This is a genomic window from Saccharothrix sp. AJ9571, from assembly GCF_021725495.1.
GTDB classification, from domain to species: domain Bacteria; phylum Actinomycetota; class Actinomycetes; order Mycobacteriales; family Pseudonocardiaceae; genus Amycolatopsis; species Amycolatopsis magusensis.
Map to the genome: position 1 here is coordinate 8987614 of NZ_CP091382.1, position 24791 is coordinate 9012404.

Consider the following 24791-nt stretch of genomic DNA (forward strand, 5'->3'; position numbering starts at 1 on the left):
GTCAGATTGGGACAGATCATCCCGGTCAAGCGACCGGAATCCAGCCCTACGGTGTCCCGGACACGCCCCAGTCCAAGGAGGTACCCGTGGTCGCGGACTACGTGGTGATCGCGCTCTACATCGCCGGCATGCTCGGCATCGGCTGGTACGGCCTCCGGCTGGCCCGGACCAAGAGCGACTACCTGGTCGCCGGGCGCAGGCTCGGCTGGTTCATGTACTCCGGCACGATGTCGGCCGTGGTGCTCGGCGGCGCGTCCACCGTCGGCGGCGTCAAGCTCGGCTACACCTGGGGCATCTCCGGTGCCTGGCTGGTGGTCTCGATCGGGCTGGGCATCCTCGTGCTGCACGCGCTGTTCGCGCGGCGGCTGGTGAAGCTGCGCGTCTACACCGTCAGCGAGATGCTCGACCTGCGCTACGGCGGCCGGTCCGCCTCGACCATCTCCGGCATCGTGATGTGGGCGTACACGCTGATGCTCACGGTCACCTCCACCCTCGCCTTCGCCACCGTGTTCAAGGTGCTGCTGGACATCCCGGAATGGGTGGGCATCGGCATCGGCGGCGTGATCGTGGTGCTCTACTCGGTGCTCGGCGGCATGTGGTCGATCACGCTCACCGACATCGCGCAGTTCGTCATCAAGACCATCGGCATCCTGCTGATCCTGCTGCCGGTGTCGGTCAGCGCGGCGGGCGGGTTCGACGGCATGGGCGAGCGCCTCGACGCCAGCTTCTTCGACTTCACCAGCATCGGCACCGGCTCGATCATCACCTACGTGCTGACCTACGGGTTCGGCCTGCTGATCGGCCAGGACATCTGGCAGCGGGTGTTCACCGCCCGCACCCCGCGGGTGGCGACCGGCGGTGGCATCGGTTCCGGGGTGTACTGCCTGGTCTACGGGCTCGCGGGCGCGTTGATCGGGGCCGCGGCGAAGGTGCTGTACCCCTCGCTCGCCAGCGCGCAGGACGCCTTCGCCACGATCGTGGAAGACCTGCTGCCCGCCGGGGTCCGCGGCCTGGTGCTGGCCGCCGCGCTGTCGGCGATGATGTCGACCGCCAGCGGCGCGCTGATCGCCTGCTCCACGGTGAGCACCACGGACCTGCTGGGCAAGCTGCGGGGCCGGACGCCGTCCTCCGAAGAGAGCGAAGTCAGCCGGAACCGGCTCACCACGCTGGTGCTCGGCCTGGTCGCGATCGGCATCGCGATGGTGGTCACCGACGTGGTCGCCGCGCTGACCATCGCCTACAACATCCTGGTCGGCGGCCTGCTGGTGGCGATCCTCGGCGGGCTGTTCTGGAAGCGCGGCACGCGGCAGGGCGCGGTCGCCTCGATGGCGGTCGGCGCGCTCGCCGCGATCGTGCTCATGGTGGTCGACGGCATGGAAGCGAACTCGCCGATCTACTGGGGCCTGGGCAGCAGCCTGCTGGTGTACGTGGTCGTCAGCCTGGCCACGCCGCCGACGCCCGCCGCCGTGCTCGGCCACTGGAGCGAACGGCTGGCCGGGCGCGAAACCGTTGACGCAGAGAAGGAGTTCACGCAGTGACGCAGCAGTCCCCGATCGGGCCGGTCGACTCGTCGAAGGTACCCAGGTTCGCCGGGTTCGCCACCTTCGCCCGGCTGCCGCGGGCGGACCAGGTCGACCGCGCCGATGTCGCCGTGGTCGGGGTGCCGTTCGACGCCGGTGTGTCCTACCGGCCGGGCGCGCGCTTCGGCCCGGCCGCGCTGCGCGAGGCCAGCCGCCTGCTCCGGCCGTACCACCCGGAACTGGACGTTTCCCCGTTCGCCACCGCCCAGGTGGTGGACGCCGGCGACATCGCCATCAACCCGTTCAACATCGGCGAGGCCATCGAAACCCTGCAGCACGAAGCGGAAGCGCTCACCGCGGACGGCACGAAGCTGGTCACCGTCGGCGGTGACCACACCATCGCGCTCCCGCTGCTGCGCGCGGCGGCGAAGAAGCACGGACCGGTGGCGCTGCTGCACTTCGACGCGCACCTGGACACCTGGGACACCTACTTCGGCGAGCCGTACACCCACGGCACCCCGTTCCGGCGGGCGTCCGAGGAGGGCATCCTCGACACCAGCGCGCTGTCGCACGTGGGCACGCGCGGTCCCCTGTACGGCAAGCGGGACCTCGAAGAGGACAGGCGCCTCGGCTTCGGCATCGTGACCTCCGGGGACGTGATGCGCCGGGGGGTGGCCGAGACCGTGGACGCACTGCGGCAGCGCATCGGCGACCGCCCGCTGTACGTCTCCATCGACATCGACGTGCTCGACCCGGCCCACGCGCCCGGCACCGGCACGCCGGAGGCGGGCGGCATGACCAGCCGGGAACTGCTGGAGATCGTGCGCGGCCTGCGCGGGCTGAACCTGATCGGCGGGGACGTGGTGGAACTGGCCCCGGCCTACGACCACGCGGAGATCACCGCCATCGCCGCCTCCCACGTGGCCTACGACCTGGTCAGCCTGCTCGCGCTCGGGGCGGGCGCATGAGGATCGGCGGTGACCTGGTCGTCGAGACGCTGCGGGCGCTCGGCGCGGACACCGTGTTCGGCCTGCCCGGCCAGCACGCGCTGGGCCTGTTCGAAGCCCTGCGGCGGTGCCCGGAACTGCGGCTCGTCGGCGCCAGGGTGGAGAACAACCTGGCCTTCGCCGCGGACGGGCACGCGCGGGCCCGGCTCGACGCCGGCCCCGGCGGCCCGGTCCCGGTGACCCCGATGATCGTCTCCACCGGTCCGGGCGCGTTGCTGACTTTGGCGTCGCTGCAGGAATCCCGCTCGTCGTCGGTGCCGGTCCTCGGCATCTCCAGCCAGGTGCCGACAGCCGGGCTCGGTGGTGGACGGCACGGCTACCTGCACGAATTGCCGGACCAGCGCGCGAGTTTCCGTGACGTGGTGAAGTCGACGCACGTGGTGCGCACGGCCAGCCAGATCCCGACCGTGTTGCGCGAAGCGTGGGAGTCGGCGGCGACCGTGCCGTACGGGCCGGTGTGGGTGGAGATCCCGCAGGACGTGCTGCTCGCCCCGGCTTCGCTGCCCCTGATCACCTCGGTCACCGCCACCCCGAAATCGCTGGCCCCGCTGCCGGAACTCATCGCCGAAGCGGCAAGGCTGCTGGGAACGGCGGAGAACCCCGTCATCCTCGCCGGTGGTGGCGTGGTCCGATCCGGCGCGCAGGCCGAGTTGCGAGCGCTGGCCGAACTCGTCCGCGCCCCGGTGCTGTCCTCCTTCGGTGGCAAGGGTTCTTTCGCTTGGGACCATCCGCTCTCCGGGCAGTCCTGGCTCGAGGACTGGCATTCCACCGAGTTCCTGGCCGACGCCGACGTGCTGCTCGTGCTCGGCTCCGGTCTCGGCGAGCTGACGAGCAACTACCACCGGTTCCGCCCGCGCGGACGGGTGATCCAGATCGAGGCGGACGCCGGGAAGCTGGAGTCCAACCACCCCGCGCTGGGCATCCACGCCGACGTCCGCCTTGCGCTGACCGCGTTGCTCGAAGCGGCGCCGTCACGGGAAGCCGACGGACGGGCCGAAGCCGCGGTCGCCGAACTGCTGGGCAAGGTCCGCGACCGGATCGGCGGGCAGTCGCTCGATCTCGAACAGCGCGTGCTCGCCGAAGTCCGCGCGGCGCTCCCCGAAGGCACGCCGAGCTTCTGGGACATGACCGTGCTCGGGTACTGGGCCTGGTCGGCCTGGAACGCCGACGGCGCCCCGATCCACACCGCGCAGGGCGCGGGCGGGCTGGGGTACGGCCTGCCCGGCGCGCTCGGCGCGGCCGCGGCCCGGCGTGGCCCGGCGCTGGCCGTCTCCGGGGACGGCGGCGCGATGTACGGCATCGCCGAACTGGCCACCGCGGCCCAGCACGGCCTGGACGTCACCTGGCTCATCGTCGATGATGGCGGGTACGGCATCCTCCGCGAGTACATGACCGGCGCCTTCGGCCAGGCGCACGCCACCGAACTGGCCCGGCCGGACTTCGCCGCACTGGCGAGGTCGTTCGGCGTACCGGCGCAGGTGTCCACAGTGGACAATCTGCGTGCCGATCTGGCGAGCGCGCTGGCCGCCCCCGGCCCGAGCGTGGTCGTGCTGCCGGCGTTGCTGCGCATGTTCGAACCCACCCACCTCGACCAGTGAGGGTGCTCGTGAACTTCATCGAAGGCAAGGAAGTCCCGGCGATCGGCGGCCGCACCCTGGAGCTGGTCGATCCCGCCACCGGCGAGGTCTGCGGCACCAGCGCGCTGTCCGATGAGTCCGATGTGGACGCGGCACTGGAGTCGGCGCGGCGGGCGTTCCGCGCCTGGCGCCGCAGCACCCCGGCGCAGCGGCAGCTGGCGCTGCTGAAGATCGCCGACGCGCTGGAGTCCCGTGCGGCGGAGTTCGCCGACGTGGAAGTCCGGGAAACCGGCAAGATCCGGCGTGTGGTGCTGGAGGAGGAGATCCCGGAAAGCGTGAGCGCACTGCGGTTCTTCGCCGGTGCGGCTCGCCAGCTGGAAGGCACCGCCTCAGCCGAGTACCTGCCGGGGCACACCTCGTCGATCCGGCGCGAACCGGTCGGCGTGTGTGCGCAGATCGCACCCTGGAACTACCCGCTGATGATGGGCGTCTGGAAGATCGCGCCCGCGCTCGCCGCCGGGAACACCGTGGTGCTCAAGCCGGCGGAGACCACCCCGGGCAGCGCCGTGCTGCTGGCGAAGGTGGCCGCGGAGTTCCTGCCCGTGGGCGCGTTCAACGTGGTCTGCGGCGATCGCGACACCGGCCGCGCGCTGGTCCGGCACCCGATCCCCGAGCTGGTGTCGATCACCGGGTCCACGCGCGCCGGGATCGACGTGGCGACCGTCGCCGCGGCCGACCTCAAGCGCACGCACCTCGAACTCGGTGGCAACGCGCCACTTCTGGTCTTCCAGGACGTGAACCTGGAGGAAGCCGCGGAAGGCATCGTGGGCGCGGCCTTCTACAACGCGGGCCAGGACTGCACCGCGGGCAGCCGGGTACTGGTGCACGAGTCGATCCACGACGAGTTCACCGCGACGCTGGCCAAGGCCGCCGGCGCGACCCGCCCCGGCACCGACTTCGGCCCGCTGAACAGCGCCGCGCAACGGGATCGGGTGCGCGGGCTGATCGAGCGGCTGCCCGCGCACGCCACCGTGCACACCGGCGGCACCAGCCCGGCGGGCGGCGGGTTCTACTTCGAACCCACCGTGGTTTCCGGGCTGACGCAGGACGACGAGCTCGTGCAGGAGGAGATCTTCGGGCCGGTGATCACCGTTCAACGGTTCAGCGGTGAGGCCGAAGCGGTCGAACTGGCCAACGGCGTGCCGTACGGGCTGGCGTCTTCGGTGTGGACGAACGACCACTCCCGCGCGGTGCGGGTCTCCGCGGAACTGGACTTCGGCTGCGTGTGGATCAACACGCACGGCCCGCTGGCCGCGGAAATGCCGCACGGCGGTTTCGGCCATTCGGGCCACGGCAAGGACCTTTCGGCGTATTCGTTCGCCGAGTACACGCGCGTCAAGCACGTGATGACGCGCTACCAGTAACTAAAGGACGGCCCACGCGGGCCACCACGGCGGGTGGCCTCCGGCACAACCGGGGGCCACCTGCTCCGGCGACCACACCGCCATGCTGATCCAGACCGACGCGGCCACCAGCACCGCGGTCAGGAGCACGCACGCGACCACCCCGGCGAAGCGCGCCCCGGCGGTGTCCCCGTTGAGGAACAACGGGAACAGCCCGGCGTAGAGCAGGGTGAACGCGAGGAAGTTGACCGCCCACAGCACCGGCTGCACGGAGAAGACGAGCATGCCGGAGTTCTCGAAGGCGGTCATGCCGACCACGCACTGATCGCGTGCCGAGGACAGCAGGTAGAGGTCCAGCCAGGACACGGCGGTACCCAGTCCCGCACCGGCCACGCCGAGCGCGACCACCGTCCGGGACGGCGCTGCCACCGCCAGTTGCCGGGTCATCCCCACCACTGTGACAGCGCCGGATAACGCGAAGACAACGAAAGACGGATTCCAGATGCCCAAGATCACCAGTGTCGAGCACAACGGCATCGCGCCGATCCCGTTCGCGGAACAGACTTCCCGGCCGCGGGACCTGTTCCGCCTCGCCTTCGGCGGCGCGAACACCTTCGCCACCATCATCCTCGGCACGCTGCCGATCGCCTACGGGCTCAGCTTCCCCGCCGCGGTCGCGGCGACGGTCACCGGCGTGCTGGCCGGGGCCTGCGTGCTCGCGCCGATGAGCTTGTTCGGGCCGGTGACCAGGACGAACAACGCGGTCGCCTCCGGCGCGCACTTCGGTGTGGTCGGCCGGTGCGTGGGCTCGTTCCTGTCGCTGCTCACCGCGATCACCTTCTTCGCGATCTCGGTGTGGGTCAGCGGCGACGCGGTAGCCGGTGCGGCGCAACGGTTGTTCGGCATCGACGGCGGCGAAGTGCTGCGGGGTACCGCGTACGGCGTGATCGCGATCGCGACGCTGGTGGTCTGCGTCTACGGCTACCGGTTCATGCTGCTGATCAACCGGATCGCGGTGGTACTGGGCACGGCGATCATGCTGCTCGGCGTTTTCGCCTACGGTGGGCGGTTCGACCCGGCGTTCCCCGGCACCGGCGACTACGCGCTCGGCACGTTCTGGCCCACGTGGATCCTGGCCGCGCTGACCGTGATGGCGAACCCGATCTCGTTCGGCGCCTTCCTCGGTGACTGGTCGCGCTACATCCCCGCCACGCACAGCCGCCGTTCCCTGCTGGCGGCACCGTTCCTGGCGCAGGTGGCGACGCTGCTGCCGTTCGGCTTCGGCATCGCCACGGCCACCCTGGTCACCGACGCGAGCGACTACATCGCCGGCCTGACCACGATTTCTCCGCTGTGGTACGCCATTCCGCTCATCGTGGTGGCGCTGATCGGCGGCTTGTCCACCGGTACCACCGCGTTGTACGGCACCGGGCTGGACTTCAGCTCGATCTTCGTGCGGTTGAGCCGCGTCCAGGCGACGCTGCTGATCGGCACGCTGTCGGTGGCGTTCATCTTCGTCGGCAACTTCGCGCTGGACATGGTGTCGAGCATCAACGCCTTCGCCACGCTGATCGTGCTGTGCACCTCGCCGTGGATGGTGATCATGATGATCGGCTACCTGGTGCGGCGGGGGTACTACGACCCCGAGGACCTGCAGGTGTTCAACCAGGGGCGCCGGGGCGGGCGGTACTGGTTCACCCGCGGGGTGAACTGGCGGGCCATGGCCGCCTGGCTCCCGGCGACCACGCTCGGCCTGCTCACCGCGAACACCCCGATGATCGCCGGGCCGCTACGGGAGGTCGCGGGTGGCGTGGACATCAGCCTGCCCGCCACCCTGCTCACCGCCGCCGTCACCTACCCGGTGCTGCTGCGCCTCTTCCCGGAACCCGCCGAAGTCCTGGCGCCCGTTCCCGCACCCGCGAGGTCACTCCGGTGACCGGCTCAGAGCGACCTCGCCGCCGTGCTGGAGGCGCGGCAGAACAACAGCGGCCCACTCGGTGACCTTGCGCGCGACGTCCTGCGCGGTGAGGCCGATCTCGGAGAGCACCTCGTCCCGCGTGCCGTGCTCGAGGAAGCGCTGCGGCACGGCCAGGTCCCGCACCGGCACCGAGCAGTCGGCGTCGCGGAAGGCGGCGGCCAGCAGTGAGCCGAAGCCGCCGTGGCGGCCGTTGTCCTCGACGGTGACCACCAGGCGGTGCGCCTCGGCGAGCGCGGTCAGCTCCCCCGGCACCGGCAGCACCCACCGCGGGTCCACCACGGTGACGCCGATGCCCTGGTCGGCCAGCCGGTCCGCGGCGGCGAGGCCCAGCTTGGCGAAGGCACCGACAGCGACCAGCAGCACGTCGGTCCCGGCGCCCTCGGCCGGGCGGCGCAGCACGTCGACCACGCCGAGCCGGTCCACCGCGGGCACCGACTCGATCACGCCACCGCGCGAGAACCGGAGCGCGGTCGGGCCGTCGGCGACGGCCACCGCCTCCCGCAGCTCCTCACGCAAGGTGATCGCGTCACGGGGTGCGGCCACCCGCATGCCGGGCACCAGGCCCAGCAGCGACAGGTCCCACATGCCGTGGTGGCTGGCGCCGTCCGGCCCGGTGATCCCGGCCCGGTCGAGCACGAAGGTGACCGCCTGCTTGTGCAGCGCCACGTCCATCAGCACCTGGTCGAAGGCGCGGTTGAGGAAGGTCGCGTAGATCGCCACCACCGGGTGCATGCCGCCCATCGCCAGCCCGGCGGCCGAAGCCACCGCGTGCTGCTCGGCGATGCCGACGTCGAACCAGCGGTCCGGGTGCGCCTCGGCGAACTTGTGCAGCCCGGTGGAGCGCAGCATGGCCGCGGTGATCGCGACCACGTCCTCGCGCTCGTCACCGATGGCGGCCAGTTCGTCGGCGAACACCCCGGTCCAGCTCGGGCCCTTCACCGGCGGCAGGCCGGTCTCCGGGTCCAGCGGATCGGTCTGGTGCATCTGGTCGTGCACGTGGTTGACCGCGGGCTCGTAGCCGTGGCCCTTCTCCGTCACCGCGTGCACGATCACCGGCCCGCCGAACGCCTTCGCGCTGTGCAGCGCCTTCTCCAGCGCGGACAGGTCGTGCCCGTCGACCGGGCCGACGTACTTCAGGCCCAGGTCGGCGAACATCCGCTGCGGGCTGACCGCGTCCTTCAGCCCGGCCTTGGCCGCGTGCAGCGCCGCGTAGATCGGCTTGCCCACGAACGGGGTGCGGCGCAGCAGCTCACGGCCGCCGTCGAGGACGCGCTCGTAGCCGGGCCGCAGGCGCAGCGAGGCCAGGTGCTCGGCGAGCCCGCCGATGGTCGGCGAGTACGAGCGGCCGTTGTCGTTGACCACGATCACCACCGGCCGGTGCGGGGCGGCGGCGATGTTGTTCAGCGCCTCCCAGCACATGCCGCCGGTCAGCGCGCCGTCCCCGACCACGGCCACCGCGTGCCTGCCGCCGCCGCCCAGCTCGAAGGCCTTCGCCAGGCCGTCCACATAGGACAGCGCGGCCGAGGCGTGGCTGTTCTCCACCAGGTCGTGCTCGCTCTCGGCGCGCGAGGGGTAGCCGGTGAGGCCACCCCGCTGGCGCAGCCCGTCGAACTCGGCGTGCCTGCCGGTGACGATCTTGTGCACGTAGCTCTGGTGCCCGACGTCCCAGACGATCGCGTCCGAGGGCGAGTCGAACACCCGGTGCAGGGCGAGGGTCAGCTCCACCACGCCCAGGTTGGGCCCGAGGTGACCGCCGTTCCGGCACACCTTCTCGACCAGGAATTCCCGGATCTGACCGGCGAGGAGCTCCAGCTCGCCGGGCTCCATCCGCTTCAGGTCCGCCGGTCCGTGCACGGAATCCAGCAACGTCACGCTCCACCTCGCCTGTTCAAGCCTGTTTCGAGCCGGTTCGGCCACCGCCATCGTCCGCCCAGTCTACGGAGCGCCGGGGCTGCCGGATCCGCCACGCGGCTGGCATCACGTCACGACCGGGTGATCAGTGCCCTGGCCTGCGGTGGAGCGAGGACGTCACCTGGTCGTCAAAAGTGGGAAACAAACCATCCACATCGATGGTACGTGATCATGATCCCGGCGAGCACCGCAGGGGAGGGGATTCGCTCGCCACCGACCTGGGAAGTTTCCGGGAACTGGCGGAATCCGTGCCGCACCTGGCTTTCACGCGCGTCCGCCCGAGCCGGATCGACTGTCCAACCGGGAGCCCGCGCGCGTCGGGGAGATCACTGGACCGCCTCGCACTGGATAGCCAAATCGCCCGAACGGCGTAGGATTCCCCCTCGCACGCGCGCGCAACCAACGCAGGTCGAAAGAGGGCAGATGGCGGACTTCTTCATCGGTGGGCAGTGGGTGGCCTCGCAGGCGGGGCGGACCAGGGAGATCCGGTGCCCGGCCAACGGTTCACTGGTCGCCGAGGTCGCCGAAGGCACGCGTGAGGACACCGAAGCGGCCATCGCCGCCGCGCGCGACGCCTTCGACAACGGACCGTGGCCGGCCACCCCGATCTGGGAGCGCGGGGACGTCCTGCTCCGGGTGGCACAGCTGCTGGAGCGCGACAAGGCGAGTTTCGCCAGGGCCGAATCGCTCGACACCGGCAAGCGGCTGTTGGAGAGCGAATACGACATGGCCGACATCGCCGCCTGCTTCCGCTACTTCGGCAAGCTGGCCGGGCAGGACAGCGGCCGGGTGGTCGACACCGGCAACCCGGACGCGATCAGCCGGATCACCTACGAGCCGGTGGGCGTCTGCGGGCTGATCACGCCGTGGAACTACCCGCTGCTGCAGACCGCGTGGAAGGTGGCCCCGGCGCTGGCCGCCGGCAACACCTTCGTGCTCAAGCCGAGCGAGCTGACCCCGCACACCTCGATCATGCTGATGCGCCTGCTGATGGAGGCCGGTGTCCCGGACGGGGTGGCCAACCTGGTGCTGGGCGCGGGTCCCGAAGCCGGCGCGCCGCTGTCCGAGCACCCCGACGTGGACCTGGTCTCGTTCACCGGCGGCCTCGCCACCGGCCGGATCGTCGCGGCGGCCGCCGCGGCCACGGTCAAGAAGGTGGCGCTGGAGCTGGGCGGCAAGAACCCGAACGTGGTCTTCGCCGACGCCGACTTCGACACCGCGGTGGACTTCGCGCTGACCGCGGCCTTCCTGCACTCCGGTCAGGTCTGCTCGGCCGGTGCCCGGCTGATCGTGCAGGAGGAGCTGCACGACCGGCTGGTGGACGAGATCGTGCGCCGGGCCGCGCAGATCCGCATCGGCGGGCCGTTCGACCCCGACGCCGAGACCGGGCCGCTGATCTCCGCGGCACACCTGGAGAAGGTGGAGCGGTACGTGGCCACCGCGATCGACGAGGGCGCGGTCCTGCGCACCGGCGGCAAGCGGCCGGAGGGCGAGAAGTTCACCGGCGGCCACTACTACCTGCCGACCGTGCTGGACAACGTGGCGCAGGGCAGCTTCGCGGTGACCGAGGAGTCCTTCGGCCCGGTCCTGACCGTGGAGACCTTCACCGACGAGGACGACGCGGTCCGCATCGGCAACGACACGCACTACGGCCTGGCCGGCGGCGTGTTCACCTCGGACGTGTCCAAGGCGCAGCGGGTGGCGAACCGGTTGCGGCACGGCACGATCTGGATCAACGACTACCACCCGTACTTGCCGCAGGCCGAATGGGGCGGTTTCAAGCAGTCCGGCTTCGGCCGCGAACTGGGCCCGACCGGGCTGGCCGAGTACCAGGAAGCCAAGCACATCTACCAGAACACCCGCCCGGGACCGCAGCACTGGTTCTCCGGTGACCAGCGCTGAGCACAGCTAGCGAGAAGGACGGTGCGATGAGTCAGACCGACGACGGCCTGGCCGGTTTCGGGTACAAGCAGGAACTGGAGAGAACGCTCGGCAACTTCCACACCTTCGCCGCCGGCATCTCCTACATCTCCATCCTCACCGGCACGTTCCAGCTGTTCTACTTCGGTTTCGGCTTCGGCGGGCCCGCCTACTGGTGGTCGTGGCCGCTGGTGTTCGCCGGGCAGCTGATGGTCGCGCTGTCCTTCGCCGAGCTGGCCGCGCACTACCCGGTGGCCGGCTCGATCTACAACTGGTCGAAACGCCTCGGCAGCCCGCACGTGGCCTGGCTGGCGGGCTGGATGATGCTCACCGCGTCGATCGTCTCGATCGCTTCGGTGGCGCTGGCGTACCAGATCACCCTGCCGCAGATCCTCGACGTCTTCCAGTTCGTGGAGAACCCCGCGGTCAACGCGGTGATCCTGGGCACCGCGTTCATCGTGTTCACCACCCTGGTCAACGCCTGGGGCGTGCAGCTGATGGCGCGGATCAACAGCGCCGGGGTGTTCATCGAGCTCATCGCCGCGGTGCTGCTGATCGTGCTGCTGGCGGCGAACATCACCCGCGGGCCCGAAGTGGTCATGGAAACCCGGGACGCCGGTGCCGGGCAGAGCGGCGGTTACCTCGGCGCGTTCCTGGTCGCCTCGCTCGCCTCGACCTACGTGATGTACGGCTTCGACACGGCCAGCTCGCTCGGTGAGGAATCGCACGACCCGCGCCGCAACGCGCCGAAGGCCATCCTGCGCGCGCTGATCTTCTCCTTCCTGCTCGGCGGGCTGATCCTGCTGTTCGCGCTGATGGCCGTGGGCGACATCGGCAACCCGGAGATCGCCACCGGCGGCCTGCAGTTCATCGTGCTGGACGTGCTCGGCAGCACGGTCGGCAAGATCCTGCTGATCACCGTGGTCATCGCGATCACCGTGTGCATCCTGGCGGTGCAGTCGGCGGCCATCCGGATGATGTTCGCGATGGCGCGCGACAACGCGCTGCCCGCCGGGGCGAAGCTGGCGCGGATCTCGCCGAAGACGAAGACGCCGGTGATCCCGGCGGTGGTGGCCGGGGTGATCGCGGTGGTGATCCTGCTGGTGAACATCAACCAGCCGCAGATCTTCACGGTGATCACCAGCATCGGCATCATCATGATCTACTTCGCCTACCTGCTGGTGACCGTGCCGATGCTGGTCAAGCGGCTGCGCGGGCAGTGGCCGCCGCCGGAGGTGGAGGGCAGGAAGTACTTCTCGCTGGGCAAGTTCGGCCTGCCGGTGAACATCCTCGGCGTGCTGTGGGGCGCGGGCATGATCGTGAACCTGGCGTGGCCGCGGCGGGAGGTCTACAACGCCACCGAGCCCTACCACTGGTACCTGCAGTGGGGCGCGGTGCTGTTCGTCGGCGCGGTGGCCGGGCTCGGCTTCGCCTACTACTGGTTCCGGCTGCGCCACCACACCGGCATCCTCGACGACCACCGGGCCGAAGATCCGAAGATCCAGGAGGAAACCGCGTGAGCGAAGAGTTCGACTACGTCATCGTGGGCGGGGGCACCGCCGGTTCGGTGCTGGCGGCACGCTTGTCGGAGGACTCGTCGGTCACCGTGTGCCTGCTCGAAGCCGGACCGTCCGATGTGGACGACGAGGCGATCCTGCGGCTGGACCGGTGGATGGGCCTGCTGGAATCGGCCTACGACTGGGACTACCTCGTGGAGCCGCAGGAGTCGGGCAACTCGTTCCTGCGCCACGCCAGGGCGAAGGTGCTGGGCGGGTGTTCGTCGCACAACTCGTGCATCGCGTTCTGGGCCCCCGCCGAGGACCTGGACGAGTGGGCCTCGCTCGGCCTGCCCGGCTGGTCCGCGGCGGACATCTTCCCGCTGTACAAGGAACTCGAGACCAACGACGGGCCGGGCGAGCACCACGGCCGGTCCGGGCCGGTGACCATCCGCTCGGTGCCGCCGCACGACCCGGTCGGCGTGGCGCTGCTCGAGGCGTGCGAGCAGGCGGGCATCCCGCGCACGGAGTTCAACTCCGGCAAGACCGTGACGCACGGGGCGAACTGGTTCCAGATCAACGCCCGCGAAGACGGCACGCGGTCTTCGGCCTCGGTGTCGTACCTGCACCCGATCATCGGGCAGCGGGCCAACCTGGAGGTCAGGACCGGGCTGCGGGCGAAGAAGCTGGTGTTCGAGGGCAAGCGGTGCGTCGGTGTCGAATACCAGGCGCCGGATCTGTTGCACAGCGACGAGATCCGCGCACGCCGCGAGGTGATCCTGAGCGCGGGCGCGATCGACTCGCCCAAGCTGCTGATGCTCTCGGGCATCGGGCCCGCCGAGCACCTGCGCGAGGTCGGCGTCGAGGTGCTGGTGGACTCGCCGGGGGTCGGCGAGAACCTGCAGGACCACCCCGAGGGCCTGGTCCAGTGGGACGCCAAGCAGCCGATGGTCACCGAATCCACGCAGTGGTGGGAGATCGGCATCTTCACCACCACCGAGCCCGGCCTCGACCGGCCGGACCTGATGTTCCACTACGGTTCGGTGCCCTTCGACCTGAACACCCTGCGGCACGGCTACCCGACCACCGAGAACGGCTTCTGCCTGACGCCGAACGTCACGCGGAGCCGGTCGACCGGCACGGTTCGCTTGCGCACCAGGGACTTCCGCGACCGGCCGAAGGTGGATCCGCGGTACTTCACCGATCCGCACGACATGCGGGTGATGACCCACGGCGTGCGGCTGGCGCGGGAGATCGTGGCCCAGCCCGCGATGGCCGCGTACGCGGGCGCGGAACTGGCCCCTGGCGCCGAAGCGCGAAGCGACGACGAGATCGCCGACTACCTGCGCAAGACGCACAACACCGTGTACCACCCGTCGTGCACGGTGAAGATGGGCGGCCCCGGCGATCCGCTGGCGCCACTGGACGAACGCCTGCGGGTGCGCGGGGTCGAGGGCCTGCGGGTGTGCGACGGCTCGGCGATGCCGTTCCTGGTCGCGGTGAACCCGTGCATCACCACCATGGCCATCGGCGAACGCTGCGCCGACATGATCGCCGAAGACGCCTGACGCGACACGAATGTGGCTTTGGGGGCCGAATCCGCCCCCAAAGCCACATTCGTGTCGGTCGCGCTTCAACTGGTCACTGCAGCAGGGCGATGCACTCCACGTGGTGCGTCATCGGGAAGGCGTCGAAGGCGCGCAGCCCGGCCAGTTCGTAGCCGTGCTCGGCGAAGGTGGCCAGGTCCCTGGCCAGTGCCGCGGGATCGCAGGCGACGTAGACCACGCGTTCCGGTGAACCTTCGGCGATCGCGTCGACCACCGTCTTGCCCGCGCCCTTGCGCGGCGGGTCCAGCACCACCACGTCCGGGCGTTCGTCGTCCGGGTCGAGCGCTTCCAGCACCTCCTCGACCCGGCCCGAGCGCCAGTGCACCTGCGGCAGGTCCACCAGGTTCGCCGTACCGTCGACGACCGCGCGCCTGCCCGACTCGACCGCCAGCACGTTCCCCCGCGGTCCGACCTGCTCGGCCAGCACCGAGGCGAACAAGCCGACGCCCGCGTACAGGTCCCACACGCGTCCGGTGCGCGGCGCCCGTGCCCATTCGCCCACCGCCGCGGCGAAGGTGTCCGCGGCGGCCGGGTGCACCTGCCAGAAACCGTGGGCGTCCAGCCGCCAGTCGCGGCCGGCGGCGCGCTGCACGGCGACCCCGGTGCTGTCCACGTGCACCTGTCCGTCGGCGTCCGCGGTGACCTCGATTTCACTGCCGGGCCGCCAGGTCCGCGCCAGCACGTCGTCCAGCACACCGGGCACGGTGATCGGGCACCCGTTGCCCGCCAACGGGATCACCCGGTGGCTGCGGTGGGCCCGCAACCCCGCGCGACCGTCACGACCGGCCACCAGCCGCACCCGCGTCCGCCAGCCCAGTGGACCGCCTGGCAGCTCCTCGACTTCGACCTCCCGCGAGATACCGGCCAGCCGCTGGAGCTGCTCGGCGACCACCGCACCCTTCAGCTCCCGTTGTGCCGCAGGCGAAGCGTGCTGCCAGTCGCAGCCACCACAGCGGCCGGGACGGGCCAGCGGGCACGGCGGTTCCACCCGTTCCGGCGCCGCGGTGAGCACCTCGACCACGTCGGCCCGGCAGAACGAACCGCCCTTGTCCTCGGTGACCTCGACGACCACCCGCTCACCCGGCAGGCCGTGGCGGACGAAGACGACCCGCCCCTCGGCCCTGGCCACGCAGTGCCCGCCGTGTGCGACCGCGCCGATCTCCAGCTCGATCCGGCGCCCGGTCCATTGCTCGCTCATTTACCGCCCTCGGAAGATCGTGAACCCAGCAGGCCGCGGCGCACGTCACCGGCGGCCGGGCGCTCGCGGTCGGCGCGGTCGAAGGCCTTGGCCGACGATTTCAGCTGCCACGGCACGCTCGTCACCATGATGCCCGGCTGGAACAGCAGCCTGCCCTTGAGCCGCAGCGCGCTCTGGTTGTGCAGGATCTGCTCCCACCAGTGCCCGACCACGTACTCCGGGATGAACACGGTGACCACGTGCCGCGGGTTGTCGCCCCGGATCCGCTTGACGTAGTCCAGCACCGGCTTGGTGATCTCGCGGTAGGGCGATTCGATCACCTTCAGCGGCACCTTGAAATCGTGCTTGCTCCACTCCGACACCAGCTTGCGGGTGTCGGAGTCGTCCACGTTGACGGTGACCGCTTCGAGCACGTCCGGCCGGGTCGCCTTGGCGTAGGCGAGCGCACGCAGCGTCGGCCGGTGCAACTGCGACACCAGCACCACGGCGTGGTTGCGCGAAGGCAGCACGGCGGGCTTTTCGTCTTCTTTGCGCAGTTCCTCGGCCACCCGGTCGTAGTGCTTCCGGATCGCGCTCATCAGCAGGAAGATCAGCACCATCGCGACGATGGCGATCCAGGCACCCGCCAGGAACTTGGTGATCAGCACGATGATCAGCACCGACCCGGTCATCACCAGGCCGAAGGTGTTGATCCCCTGGGACTGCCGCATCCGGCGCCGCTCGGCGGGCTCGGTGGTCCTGGCGAGCAACCGGTTCCAGTGCCGCAGCATGCCGATCTGGCTCAGCGTGAACGAGACGAACACCCCGACGGTGTAGAGCGGGATCAGCCGGGTCACCTCGGCCTCGAAGGCGATCACCAGCACCACGGCGAACCCGGCCAGGAACAGGATGCCGTTGGAGAAGGCCAGCCGGTCACCGCGGGTGTGCAGCTGCCGCGGCAGGAACCGGTCCTGCGCCAGGATCGAGCCGAGCACCGGGAACCCGTTGAACGCGGTGTTCGCGGCCAGCACCAGGATCAGCCCGGTGACCACGATGACGAAGAAGGAACCGAAGCCGAACCCGGAGAACACCGTGTGCGCCAGCTGCACGATCAGCGTGTCCTGGGTGTAGCCGGGCGGGGCGTTGAGCAGCTGGCTCTCCGGGCGCTCGGCCAGCACCACCCCGGTCTCGCGCGCCAGCACGATGATGCCCATGAACATGGTCACCGCGATCGTGCCGAGCAGCAGCAGCGTGGTGGCCGCGTTGCGGGACTTGGGTTTGCGGAAGGCGGGCACGCCGTTGCTGATCGCCTCCACGCCGGTCAGCGCGGCACAGCCCTGGGTGAACGCGCGCAGCACCAGGAAGATCATCGCCAGGCCGGTCAGGTGCTCGTTGTCCTCGGCCAGCTGCAGCCCGGCGCTGTCCGCGCGCAGGTCCTCCCCGGCGATCAGCGTGCGGTAGAGCCCGATGCCGATCATCAGGAAGATGCCGATCATGAACGCGTAGGTGGGCACCGCGAAGGTGCTGCCCGATTCACGGATACCGCGCAGGTTCATCGCCGAGAGCAGCAGGATGGCGCCGACGCAGAAGAGCACCTTGTGCTCGGCCACGAACGGCACCAGCGCGCCGATGTTCGCCGCCGCCGAGGAGATGGACACCGCCACCGTGAGCACGTAGTCGACCAGCAGCGCGCTGGCCACGGTCAGCCCCGCCCGCGGGCCGATGTTGACCGTGGCGACCTCGTAGTCACCGCCGCCGCTGGGGTAGGCGTGCACGTTCTGCCGGTAGCTGGCGACCACGGCCAGCATCACCACGACCACGACCAGCCCGATCCACGGCGACATGGTGAACGCGGCCAGGCCGGCGACGCTGAGCGTCAGGAAGATCTCCTGCGGCGCGTAGGCCACGCTGGACAGCGCGTCGGAGGCGAACACCGGCAGGGCGATCCGCTTGGGTAAGAGGTTGTGGGCCAGGCGGTCGCTGCGGAACGGCCGGCCGAGTACCAGCCGTTTGGCCGCGGTGGCGAACTTGGACACGGGCGAAGGGTAATCCAGTCCTCACCCGTCCGGCCGAGCGCCGGGCGGTAAGGCGCCCTCCCCCACCCCGGGTGCTGCCGGTAGGTTCTCGGCTGGTGTGTGAGATTAGGGAGGCGCAACGGTGCACGTGGTGATCATGGGGTGCGGCCGGGTCGGCGCATCGCTGGCCGCCGCGCTCGGACGGCTCGGCCACGAGGTGGCGGTGATCGACCGCAGCCAGCAGGCGTTCCGCAGGCTGGGCAGCGACTTCCACGGCCAGCAGGTGGTCGGGGTGGGGTTCGACCGGCAGGTGCTGATCGAGGCGGGCATCGAGCGCGCCGGGGCGTTCGCGGCGGTGTCCAGCGGGGACAACTCGAACATCATCTCGGCCAGGGTGGCCAGGGAGACCTTCGGCGTCGAGCACGTGGTGGCGCGGATCTACGACCACAAGCGCGCCGCGGTCTACGAGCGCCTCGGCATCCCGACGGTGGCCACCGTGCCGTGGACCACCGACCGCTTCCTGCGCACCCTGCTGCCCGACGGGGTCGCCTCGGACTGGCGTGATCCTTCCGGCACGGTCGCCCTGCTGCAGTTGCCGCTGCACGAGGACTGGATCGGCCGCAGCGTCGCCCAGTTGCAGGCCGAGACCGGCGCGCGGGTGGCCTTCATCATGCGCTTCGGCACCGGGGTGCTGCCCGATTCGAAGGCCGTGCTGCAGTCCGGGGACCTGGTCTACGTGGCCGCGCACTCGGGCACGGTGAGCGACGTGACGAGCGTGGCCTCACGCGCCCCGGAGGAGGAGAGCTGATGCGGGTCGCCATTGCCGGAGCCGGCGCGGTCGGCCGGTCCATCGCCGCGGAACTGGTCGACGCCGGGCACCAGGTGATGCTCATCGAGCGCCAGTCCGACCAGTTCATGCCGGAGACGGTGGAACAGGCCGACTGGGTGCTCGGGGACGCCTGCGAGGTCTCCACCCTGGAAGAGTCCGACATCGAGCTGTGCGACGTGGTGATCGCGGCCACCGGGGACGACAAGGTCAACCTGGTGGTCTCGCTGCTGGCGAAGACCGAGTTCGCGGTGCGCCGGGTGGTGGCCAGGGTGAACAACCCGGCCAACGAGTGGCTGTTCAACGACGCCTGGGGGGTGGACGTGGCCGTGTCCACCCCGCGCATGCTGGCGGCGATGGTGGAGGAGGCGGTCAGCGTCGGCGACCTGGTGCGGTTGATGACCTTCCGGCAGAGCCAGGCGAACCTGGTGGAGATCACCCTGCCGGACGAGACCCCGCTGGCCGGGCGCCCGGTGCGCGACCTGGCGCTGCCGCGCGACGCCGCGCTGGTGACCATCCTGCGCGGCGAGCGGGTGATCGTGCCGCAGCCGGAGGACCCGCTGGAGGCGGGCGACGAGCTGCTGTTCGTCTCGCAGTCCGATGTGGAACCGGAGATCCGCGCGGCGCTGGGGTACTGATCGGCTGATATGGCCCAACCAGTCTGGCCGGCGCGCTACCGCATCGACCCGGAAAGCCTGCGGGAGAAGGTCGAGAACCCGGCCGAACTCACCCTGTGGCTCGACGCGGCACTGGCCCGGCCCGCACCGGCCGACCCCGAGGACGAACGCGCCCACCGCACCGCCATCGGCGTCGCGGCCCGGCTCCTGGAACGGCTCGACGAGGCCGAAACCCAGCTGGGGCGCGCGGTCGAGCTGGCCACGCGGCCGCGGGACGCGGTGCTGGCGCGGGTCCGGCTGGCCCACGTGCACCAGTGGCAGGGCCGGTTCACCCTCGCCGAATCCGAGTTCCGGCACTGCCTCCGCGACGCGCACCTGGCCGGTGACCAGGTGCACTTCGTCTACCAGCACGCCGGGAAGTGCGCCTACGACGCCGGGGACTGGGTGCTCGCGCGGGAGCGGTTCGCCACCGCGATGCGCCTGCGGCTCTACGGCGGCGACGAGGAGCTGATCGAGACCACCAGGACCGCGCTGGACGCCGCCGACGCGGCGGTCACCGCGGCCGCGGCGGGCGCCGAACTGGACCGCCTGGTGCCCGCGGTGCACAAGCTCACCGCGACCCGGCTGGCCCCGGCCATCTTCGACCGGCACGGCCTGCCGCCGCACGCGGGCACGCTGGTCGAACTCGGCCTGCTCGGGGTCTCGAAACCGGTGCCGCTGGAGGTGGTGCGCGGGCTGCACCGCTACGCCACCGGGCTGGAGGCGCGGCTGGACGCGCTGGTGGCCGCCGGCTGGCTGCTCAAAACGGCCAAAACGGTCGTGGTCAGCTCACGCGGTCGCGCGCTTTTGCGCCAGTTGGCGGTCGCGCAGGCGCAGACGGCCCGCACCCTTTGGGGGGAACCGGTTCTAGGTAAGTCACTAGCCGACGAGGTCGTCCTCGGCGCCGCGGGCACCTCCGGCGGGCCGGTCTTCGACGCCGTCGCGAGGCTCACCGAGCACAACCCCGACCCCGGCGTGGCGGGTGATCTGTTCCACCGGCTGAACGCGCTGCGTCACCACCGGGCGGACGCGCACGCGGTCGCGTGGCAGGCCGAAGGGCACACCGTGCGCTCGGTCCGGCGGCTCGCCCCCGGGTCCCCGGAACGCGTCCGGATCGACGCGCTGACCGACCGGATCGCCGCGCGTGCCTTCCGGCCGCTCTCGCACGACCGCCGCACCGAGGTGCTCAGCGTGCTGCGCGGCCTGCGCCACGAGCCTCTTCTGTGAAGCGCGGTTACGAGGGCTGATCCGGCGTCTGGGCGTACTTCTGCCGCAGCCGGGCCTCGGCCTGCTCGTCGGTCTCCTCGGCCCCGTCAGGCCCTGCTGGGCCTTCTTCGGCTTCGCGTTCCTTGATGCGCTTGTCCGCTCGCCGGATGGCCCACACCACCACGAGCAGCGCCAGGCCCCACAACGGGTAGCCCATGGCGATCTTCGCGAACGCCAGCCAGCCGGTGTAGTCCTCCTCGTAGAGCCAGCGCTGCACGATGAACCGGGCGCCGAAGACGGCGGCCAGCGCCGCGGTGGCCAGGTCGTAGCCGTAGACCGAGGACTTGTCCTTCTTCCACTTCATCGGCACGCGGTTCATCACGCTCCACAGCACGCCGACCAGCGGGTACCGGAACACGATGGTGATCGCCACGATGGCGAAGCAGGCCAGGCTGAACCAGATCCCGACCAGGAAGAAGCCCTTCGCCGAACCCGTGCGGTAGGCGATGAACCCGGAGATGGCGATGCCGATGAACCCGGAGATGGCCGGCTTGAGCGGCTCCTTGCGGACCGCGCGGAAGACGACGAAGAACACGCCGACCCCGACCGCGCTCCAGATGCCCGGCATCAGCCCGGCGAACGAGTTCACCAGCACGAAAACCATCACCGGGAAGGAGGAGTAGAACAGCCCGATCGCGCCGCCCATGTCCTCCCAGACGGTGGGCATCTTGCGTTCTTGCTGCCCGGTCTCGCCGTCGGCGTCCTTGCGATCGGTTCGCGGGTCTTCGCTCACGGTGTGTTACCACTCTGCTCGAGGTGCACGGACACGCGCGGCGTCAGGAAGTCACCTGCAACTCGTAGTACGGGTTGTAGAGCACCTTGCGGCCGTCGCGGTCCGCCATCCTGCCACGTGCCTTCACCGTCCGCCCAGGCTCGATGCCCGGGATGCGCCGGCGGCCGAGCCAGACGAGGGTGACCCCGTCGGTCCCGTCGAAGAGTTCGGCCTCCAGCGTGGCCACTTCGCTCGAGGGGCACAGTTCGACGCTTCTGAGGCGCCCGAGCACAGTCACTTCCTCGCCCGAACGGCAGTCGCAGGCGCGGCGCGCACCGGACTTTTCGGACTCTTCGGAAAGGTCGTCGGCGTCGAGTTCGTCGACGTCGATGGTCAGCTTGCGAACCAACCGGCTGAAGTAGCCGCCGTCTTTGGCGGGCATATGCGGTGCTCCTGTGCTCCGGGGCCCCGACTCGAACGGCCCGTGCCTTACCAGCGTAGCTTTCCCCGGCCAGGAAAACCGATTTCGGACCAGGATCGCAACGTGACCTGCACGATGCCCCCCGCACCCGCCGTTCTGTTGCCCGGCACCGGATCCGACGAAATCTTCGTCCGCTCGGTGTTCGCCGGGCCACTGGCCGGGGCCGGGATGACGCTCATCGCCCCACCACCGCCCGCCGACGGCACCGCGCTGGTCGAGGGCTACCTCGCCGCCTTCACCGCGGCCGCGGCGGAAAACGGCGGAAAACTGCTGGTCGGCGGCGTTTCCCTGGGTGCGCACCTGGCGGCGGAATGGGCGGTCGCGAACCCGGAACGGTGTTCGGGCCTGCTGCTGGCACTGCCCGCGTGGAACGGCGTGCCGGACGGGGCCCCGGCGTCGGTCGCCGCCCGGTATTCGGCGGATCTCGTGGAGCGGGACGGCTTGACCGCCGCGCTGGAGGTCGCGACCGACGGCGTCGCCCCTTGGCTGGCAGCCGAACTCCGGCGAGCCTGGCCCCGCCACGGCGACGCACTCGCGGCCGGTCTCCGCGCCGCGGGCGCCCATCCCGCGCCGACCCTGGATGCCTTGGCACAGCTGCAAATCCCGGTGGGGATCGCCGCGTGCACCGACGACCCCGTGCATCCCGCCACGGTCGCCCGCACCTGGGCGGCGGCGCTGCCCCAGGCGTGCGTGCGGGAGACCACGCTCACGGCACTGGGCGAAGACCGGGAGTCCCTCGGCCGCGCCGCCGTGGCCGCCTGGCACTCCGCAAACGACCCCCACGCCCCTCCCAACCGGCGCTAACCCCCTTCGAACGCTATGAGTGGGGCATTACTTGCATTCATTGCAAGTAATGCCCCACTCATAGCATTGGCCCCGCCGGGGATCAGCCGCCTTGTTGCTGCTGGGCGGCGATGTGCTGCTGCACGGCTTCCGGCAGCTCGATGGTCAGCGGGGTGCGCACCGGCATCGGCGAGTCACCACGCACGACGATGGTGTGCCGCACGATCTCGCGCAGCACGTCCGGCGCCGCGGCCGCCTGCGACTGCGGGCCCGCGATCACCCCGCGCAGCATCCAGCGCGGCCCGTCGACGCCGATGAACCGCAGCGCGACCTCACCGACGATCGCCGAGAGCTCCATGCCCCACTCGCCGCGGCCCGGCTGCACCTTCGCGCCGTCCGCGCGCAGCTGCTCGGTCAGCTCGCCGCACACCTCGGTCCACAGGCCACCGGACTTCGGCGCGGCGTACCCGCTGACCGTGACCTGCCCCACCGGGGTCACCACGTGCACCGCGCGCACGCCACCGCTGGCCTGGTCCATTTCGACCTGCACCTGCGAGCCCTCGGGCACCGGCACCCGCACCGACCCCAGGTCGATGCGCGGGATCCCGTCCTCCGGGGCGTCGGCGATGTCGTAGGGACCGCTCGTGACCTCCGGATCGAGGTACGCGTCATAGTCGTCGTCCCCGTCCTCCGGTGCCGCGTGCCGGCCCCTCGGCCGCTCGTCGTCGGCCTCGGCGCGCCGCTTACGTCCGAAAATCCCCACTACTTCTCCGTTTCCTCACCGGCGGGTACGCCGGAGCTCAACACCGCGTGGCCGCCGGTCGACCCGTAACCGCCGCCGCCGCGCTCGGTCTCCGGCAACTCCGCCACCTCCACGAACCGCGCGTGCTCGACGCGCTGCACCACCAGTTGCGCGATCCGGTCCCCGCGCGCCAGCTTCAGCGGCTCCCGCGGATCGTGGTTGATCAGGCAGACCCTGATCTCCCCGCGGTAGCCGGAGTCGATCGTGCCCGGGGTGTTCACCACCGACAGCCCGGCCCTGGCCGCGAGGCCGGACCGCGGGTGCACGAACCCCGCGTAACCCTCGGGGAGCGCGATCGCGACCCCGGTCCCGACCACCACCCGCTCCCCCGGATCGAGCACCACGTCCACGGTGGTGACGAGATCGGCACCGGCGTCACCCGGGCGGGCGTAGCCGGGCAACGGGACGCCGGGATCTACCCGGGAGAGGAGTACCTGCACGCTGGACACGGGCCGCGAGACTACCCTGAACCCGTGACCGAGAGCGCGAACGCGGCCGACAAACGGGCCGGCAAGATCACCGTGCGGCACTCCGAGCGGCTCTACGTCCCGTGGTGGCTGTGGCCCCTGCCGCTGCTCGGCGGTGGCCTGCTCGCCGCGGAAATCCACATGGGATACCCCGGCGTGCGGGCCTGGCTGCCCTACCTCATCGTGCTGCCACTGGTGGTGGCGCTGCTGCTGGGCATGGGCCGCACCCAGGTCCGGGTGACCGAAGAGGACGGTGAGACCGAGCTCTGGGCCGGTGACGCCCATCTCCCCACCCGGTTCATGGGGGAGGTCGAAGTCATCGCCAAGCCCGACAAGCGCCGCGCGCTGGGGCGCGACGCCGACCCGGCGGCGTTCGTGGTGCACCGCGGCTGGGTCGGGCCCGCGCTGCGCGTCCGGGTCGAGGATCCGCAGGATCCCACGCCGTACTGGCTGATCAGCACGCGCAAGCCCGAAGCGCTGGCGGAGCTGCTGACCGGGCACCGTCCCGCCTGATGTGCGGAACGGGGCGTCACCGGCCTGGCCGGCCGATAACGCCCCGTTCACCGATACGCCCCGAGAATCCCCTGGTGGTGCCGTCTCACGCGCAGTCGCGGCAGATCATCCGCCCGCTGCTTTCGTCCGCGAGCCTGCTGCGGTGGTGCACCAGGAAGCAGACCGAGCAGGTGAACTCGTCCGCCTGCTTGGGCACCACCTTGACGGTCAGGTCCTCCCCCGAGAGCCCGGAGAGGTCAGCTCCGGGCAGCTCGAAGTTCTCGGCCGTCGCGTCCTCGTCGACGTCGACGACGCCGGACTGGTTCTCATTGCGGCGCGCCTTCAGCTCCTCCAACGAGTCTTCGGCCAGCTCGTCGGCTTCGCTGCGGCGCGGAGCGTCGTAGTCGGTCGCCATTGTCCCTCACCCCTGCGATCAGCTTAGAAAATGTCAGTAGGCCGACCCCGGGACGCGCCCGTGGTCCTCCGTGCCGCTGGTTAACGTTCCAGCGCCCCTGTTTGTGCCCGGCGATTCCCGTGAGCCCGATCTCTTTCTCGCGCACGCTGGGTGGCCGGAGCCCGCAGAGGGTAGCTCATGTCATACCCCGCACCGAAACCCGTCACCCCTGTCCCTCCGGAAGTCACCCGTCAGGAGGAGCCGGGGCCCCCTTCACTAGGCTGCTCCGGTGGCAGCCGGT

At 70.6% G+C, this 24791-nt stretch carries 22 protein-coding genes; 13 read left to right on the plus strand and 9 right to left on the minus strand.

The window, feature by feature from the left end; translation table 11 throughout:
• Nucleotides 1-86 precede the first annotated feature (86 nt).
• The 4 genes from L3Q67_RS40660 to L3Q67_RS40675 are packed head-to-tail and all read left to right on the plus strand — an operon-like array spanning nt 87 to nt 5528.
• Nucleotides 87-1538: a sodium:solute symporter family protein gene (locus L3Q67_RS40660; protein WP_499186729.1), complete on the plus strand. Its 1452-nt coding sequence runs from the start codon at nt 87-89 to the stop codon at nt 1536-1538.
• Nucleotides 1535-2488, plus strand: a complete 954-nt coding sequence (speB, locus tag L3Q67_RS40665) for an agmatinase (RefSeq protein WP_395896298.1) — start codon at nt 1535-1537, stop codon at nt 2486-2488. Before L3Q67_RS40660 ends, speB begins: the two co-directional genes overlap by 4 nt.
• A complete protein-coding gene (locus L3Q67_RS40670) occupies nt 2485-4125 on the plus strand; it encodes a thiamine pyrophosphate-binding protein (protein WP_499186730.1) in 1641 nt (546 codons plus the stop codon). Before speB ends, L3Q67_RS40670 begins: the two co-directional genes overlap by 4 nt.
• On the plus strand, nt 4122-5528 hold the full coding sequence (locus L3Q67_RS40675; RefSeq protein WP_499186731.1) for an aldehyde dehydrogenase family protein: 1407 nt from the start codon (nt 4122-4124) through the stop codon (nt 5526-5528). The genes L3Q67_RS40670 and L3Q67_RS40675 overlap by 4 nt, the downstream gene beginning before the upstream one ends.
• Here the strand turns inward: L3Q67_RS40675 and L3Q67_RS40680 are convergent, their stop codons facing one another.
• Entirely contained in the window at nt 5529-5954 is a 426-nt protein-coding gene (locus L3Q67_RS40680; protein WP_499186732.1) for a hypothetical protein, read from the minus strand. It abuts the gene before it with no gap.
• A gap of 55 nt (nt 5955-6009) precedes the next feature.
• Between L3Q67_RS40680 and L3Q67_RS40685 the strand changes: the two genes are divergently transcribed.
• A complete protein-coding gene (locus L3Q67_RS40685) occupies nt 6010-7443 on the plus strand; it encodes a purine-cytosine permease family protein (RefSeq protein ID WP_499186733.1) in 1434 nt (477 codons plus the stop codon).
• Here L3Q67_RS40685 and dxs read toward each other — a convergent pair.
• Nucleotides 7432-9357 (minus strand): 1-deoxy-D-xylulose-5-phosphate synthase, encoded by a 1926-nt coding sequence (dxs, locus tag L3Q67_RS40690; protein ID WP_499186734.1) that lies wholly within the window; start codon nt 9355-9357, stop codon nt 7432-7434. The genes L3Q67_RS40685 and dxs overlap by 12 nt on opposite strands.
• A 462-nt stretch (nt 9358-9819) precedes the next feature.
• Here dxs and L3Q67_RS40695 point away from each other — a divergent pair, with 462 nt between their 5' ends.
• Genes L3Q67_RS40695 through L3Q67_RS40705 form a run of 3 tightly spaced genes read left to right on the plus strand, consistent with a single transcriptional unit; the run spans nt 9820 to nt 14380 of the window.
• Nucleotides 9820-11298, plus strand: a complete 1479-nt coding sequence (locus tag L3Q67_RS40695; RefSeq protein WP_499186735.1) for an aldehyde dehydrogenase family protein — start codon at nt 9820-9822, stop codon at nt 11296-11298.
• Nucleotides 11299-11324: 26 nt separating this feature from the next.
• Nucleotides 11325-12836: an APC family permease gene (locus L3Q67_RS40700; RefSeq protein ID WP_499186736.1), complete on the plus strand. Its 1512-nt coding sequence runs from the start codon at nt 11325-11327 to the stop codon at nt 12834-12836.
• Nucleotides 12833-14380 (plus strand): GMC family oxidoreductase, encoded by a 1548-nt coding sequence (locus L3Q67_RS40705; RefSeq protein WP_499186737.1) that lies wholly within the window; start codon nt 12833-12835, stop codon nt 14378-14380. Before L3Q67_RS40700 ends, L3Q67_RS40705 begins: the two co-directional genes overlap by 4 nt.
• A 73-nt stretch (nt 14381-14453) precedes the next feature.
• Here L3Q67_RS40705 and L3Q67_RS40710 read toward each other — a convergent pair whose 3' ends face one another.
• Together L3Q67_RS40710 and L3Q67_RS40715 are read right to left on the minus strand one after the other, a co-directional pair.
• Nucleotides 14454-15617, minus strand: coding sequence for a class I SAM-dependent RNA methyltransferase (locus L3Q67_RS40710; protein ID WP_499186738.1), 1164 nt, complete (start codon nt 15615-15617; stop codon nt 14454-14456).
• Nucleotides 15614-17632, minus strand: coding sequence for an APC family permease (locus tag L3Q67_RS40715; protein ID WP_499186739.1), 2019 nt, complete (start codon nt 17630-17632; stop codon nt 15614-15616). Before L3Q67_RS40715 ends, L3Q67_RS40710 begins: the two co-directional genes overlap by 4 nt.
• Before the next feature lie 121 nt (nt 17633-17753).
• On the opposite strand from L3Q67_RS40715, the gene L3Q67_RS40720 reads away from it, so the two are divergent.
• The 3 genes from L3Q67_RS40720 to L3Q67_RS40730 are packed head-to-tail and all read left to right on the plus strand — an operon-like array spanning nt 17754 to nt 20320.
• Nucleotides 17754-18419 (plus strand): potassium channel family protein, encoded by a 666-nt coding sequence (locus tag L3Q67_RS40720; protein WP_499186740.1) that lies wholly within the window; start codon nt 17754-17756, stop codon nt 18417-18419.
• On the plus strand, nt 18419-19075 hold the full coding sequence (locus L3Q67_RS40725; RefSeq protein WP_499186741.1) for a potassium channel family protein: 657 nt from the start codon (nt 18419-18421) through the stop codon (nt 19073-19075). Before L3Q67_RS40720 ends, L3Q67_RS40725 begins: the two co-directional genes overlap by 1 nt.
• A 9-nt stretch (nt 19076-19084) precedes the next feature.
• Nucleotides 19085-20320, plus strand: coding sequence for a tetratricopeptide repeat protein (locus L3Q67_RS40730; RefSeq protein ID WP_499186742.1), 1236 nt, complete (start codon nt 19085-19087; stop codon nt 20318-20320).
• 7 nt (nt 20321-20327) lie between these two features.
• Here the strand turns inward: L3Q67_RS40730 and L3Q67_RS40735 are convergent, their stop codons facing one another.
• Both L3Q67_RS40735 and L3Q67_RS40740 read right to left on the minus strand, forming a co-directional pair.
• The gene (locus L3Q67_RS40735; protein ID WP_499186743.1) at nt 20328-21092 is read right to left on the minus strand and encodes a DUF3159 domain-containing protein; all 765 of its coding nucleotides are present in this window, start codon (nt 21090-21092) and stop codon (nt 20328-20330) included.
• 43 nt (nt 21093-21135) lie between these two features.
• Nucleotides 21136-21513 carry an OB-fold nucleic acid binding domain-containing protein gene (locus L3Q67_RS40740; protein ID WP_499186744.1) on the minus strand — a complete coding sequence of 126 codons (378 nt, stop codon included), beginning with the start codon at nt 21511-21513 and terminating at the stop codon, nt 21136-21138.
• 114 nt (nt 21514-21627) lie between these two features.
• On the opposite strand from L3Q67_RS40740, the gene L3Q67_RS40745 reads away from it, so the two are divergent.
• Complete coding sequence (locus L3Q67_RS40745; protein ID WP_499186745.1) at nt 21628-22356, plus strand: alpha/beta fold hydrolase; 729 nt, start codon at nt 21628-21630, stop codon at nt 22354-22356.
• An 82-nt stretch (nt 22357-22438) separates the two neighbouring features.
• On the opposite strand, the gene L3Q67_RS40750 is transcribed toward L3Q67_RS40745, so the two are convergent.
• Together L3Q67_RS40750 and dut are read right to left on the minus strand one after the other, a co-directional pair.
• Nucleotides 22439-23098, minus strand: coding sequence for a DUF3710 domain-containing protein (locus L3Q67_RS40750; RefSeq protein ID WP_499186746.1), 660 nt, complete (start codon nt 23096-23098; stop codon nt 22439-22441).
• Nucleotides 23098-23586: a dUTP diphosphatase gene (dut, locus tag L3Q67_RS40755; RefSeq protein WP_499186747.1), complete on the minus strand. Its 489-nt coding sequence runs from the start codon at nt 23584-23586 to the stop codon at nt 23098-23100. The genes L3Q67_RS40750 and dut overlap by 1 nt, the downstream gene beginning before the upstream one ends.
• A gap of 24 nt (nt 23587-23610) precedes the next feature.
• On the opposite strand from dut, the gene L3Q67_RS40760 reads away from it, so the two are divergent.
• Nucleotides 23611-24117, plus strand: a complete 507-nt coding sequence (locus tag L3Q67_RS40760; protein WP_499186748.1) for a DUF3093 domain-containing protein — start codon at nt 23611-23613, stop codon at nt 24115-24117.
• Nucleotides 24118-24202: 85 nt separating this feature from the next.
• Here the strand turns inward: L3Q67_RS40760 and L3Q67_RS40765 are convergent, their stop codons facing one another.
• Nucleotides 24203-24511 carry a DUF4193 domain-containing protein gene (locus L3Q67_RS40765; RefSeq protein WP_209665726.1) on the minus strand — a complete coding sequence of 103 codons (309 nt, stop codon included), beginning with the start codon at nt 24509-24511 and terminating at the stop codon, nt 24203-24205.
• Nucleotides 24512-24791: the final 280 nt, after the last annotated feature.

Bases quoted from the DNA above. Each gene is read 5' to 3' on its own strand.
- L3Q67_RS40670 (WP_499186730.1), top strand. From the start codon at position 2,485: ATGAGGATCGGCGGTGACCTGGTCGTCGAGACGCTGCGGGCGCTCGGC.
- L3Q67_RS40680 (WP_499186732.1), bottom strand. From the start codon at position 5,954: ATGACCCGGCAACTGGCGGTGGCAGCGCCGTCCCGGACGGTGGTCGCG.
- L3Q67_RS40685 (WP_499186733.1), top strand. From the start codon at position 6,010: ATGCCCAAGATCACCAGTGTCGAGCACAACGGCATCGCGCCGATCCCG.
- L3Q67_RS40695 (WP_499186735.1), top strand. From the start codon at position 9,820: ATGGCGGACTTCTTCATCGGTGGGCAGTGGGTGGCCTCGCAGGCGGGG.
- L3Q67_RS40700 (WP_499186736.1), top strand. From the start codon at position 11,325: ATGAGTCAGACCGACGACGGCCTGGCCGGTTTCGGGTACAAGCAGGAA.
- L3Q67_RS40710 (WP_499186738.1), bottom strand. From the start codon at position 15,617: ATGAGCGAGCAATGGACCGGGCGCCGGATCGAGCTGGAGATCGGCGCG.
- L3Q67_RS40725 (WP_499186741.1), top strand. From the start codon at position 18,419: ATGCGGGTCGCCATTGCCGGAGCCGGCGCGGTCGGCCGGTCCATCGCC.
- L3Q67_RS40730 (WP_499186742.1), top strand. From the start codon at position 19,085: ATGGCCCAACCAGTCTGGCCGGCGCGCTACCGCATCGACCCGGAAAGC.
- L3Q67_RS40740 (WP_499186744.1), bottom strand. From the start codon at position 21,513: ATGCCCGCCAAAGACGGCGGCTACTTCAGCCGGTTGGTTCGCAAGCTG.
- L3Q67_RS40745 (WP_499186745.1), top strand. From the start codon at position 21,628: ATGCCCCCCGCACCCGCCGTTCTGTTGCCCGGCACCGGATCCGACGAA.
- L3Q67_RS40765 (WP_209665726.1), bottom strand. From the start codon at position 24,511: ATGGCGACCGACTACGACGCTCCGCGCCGCAGCGAAGCCGACGAGCTG.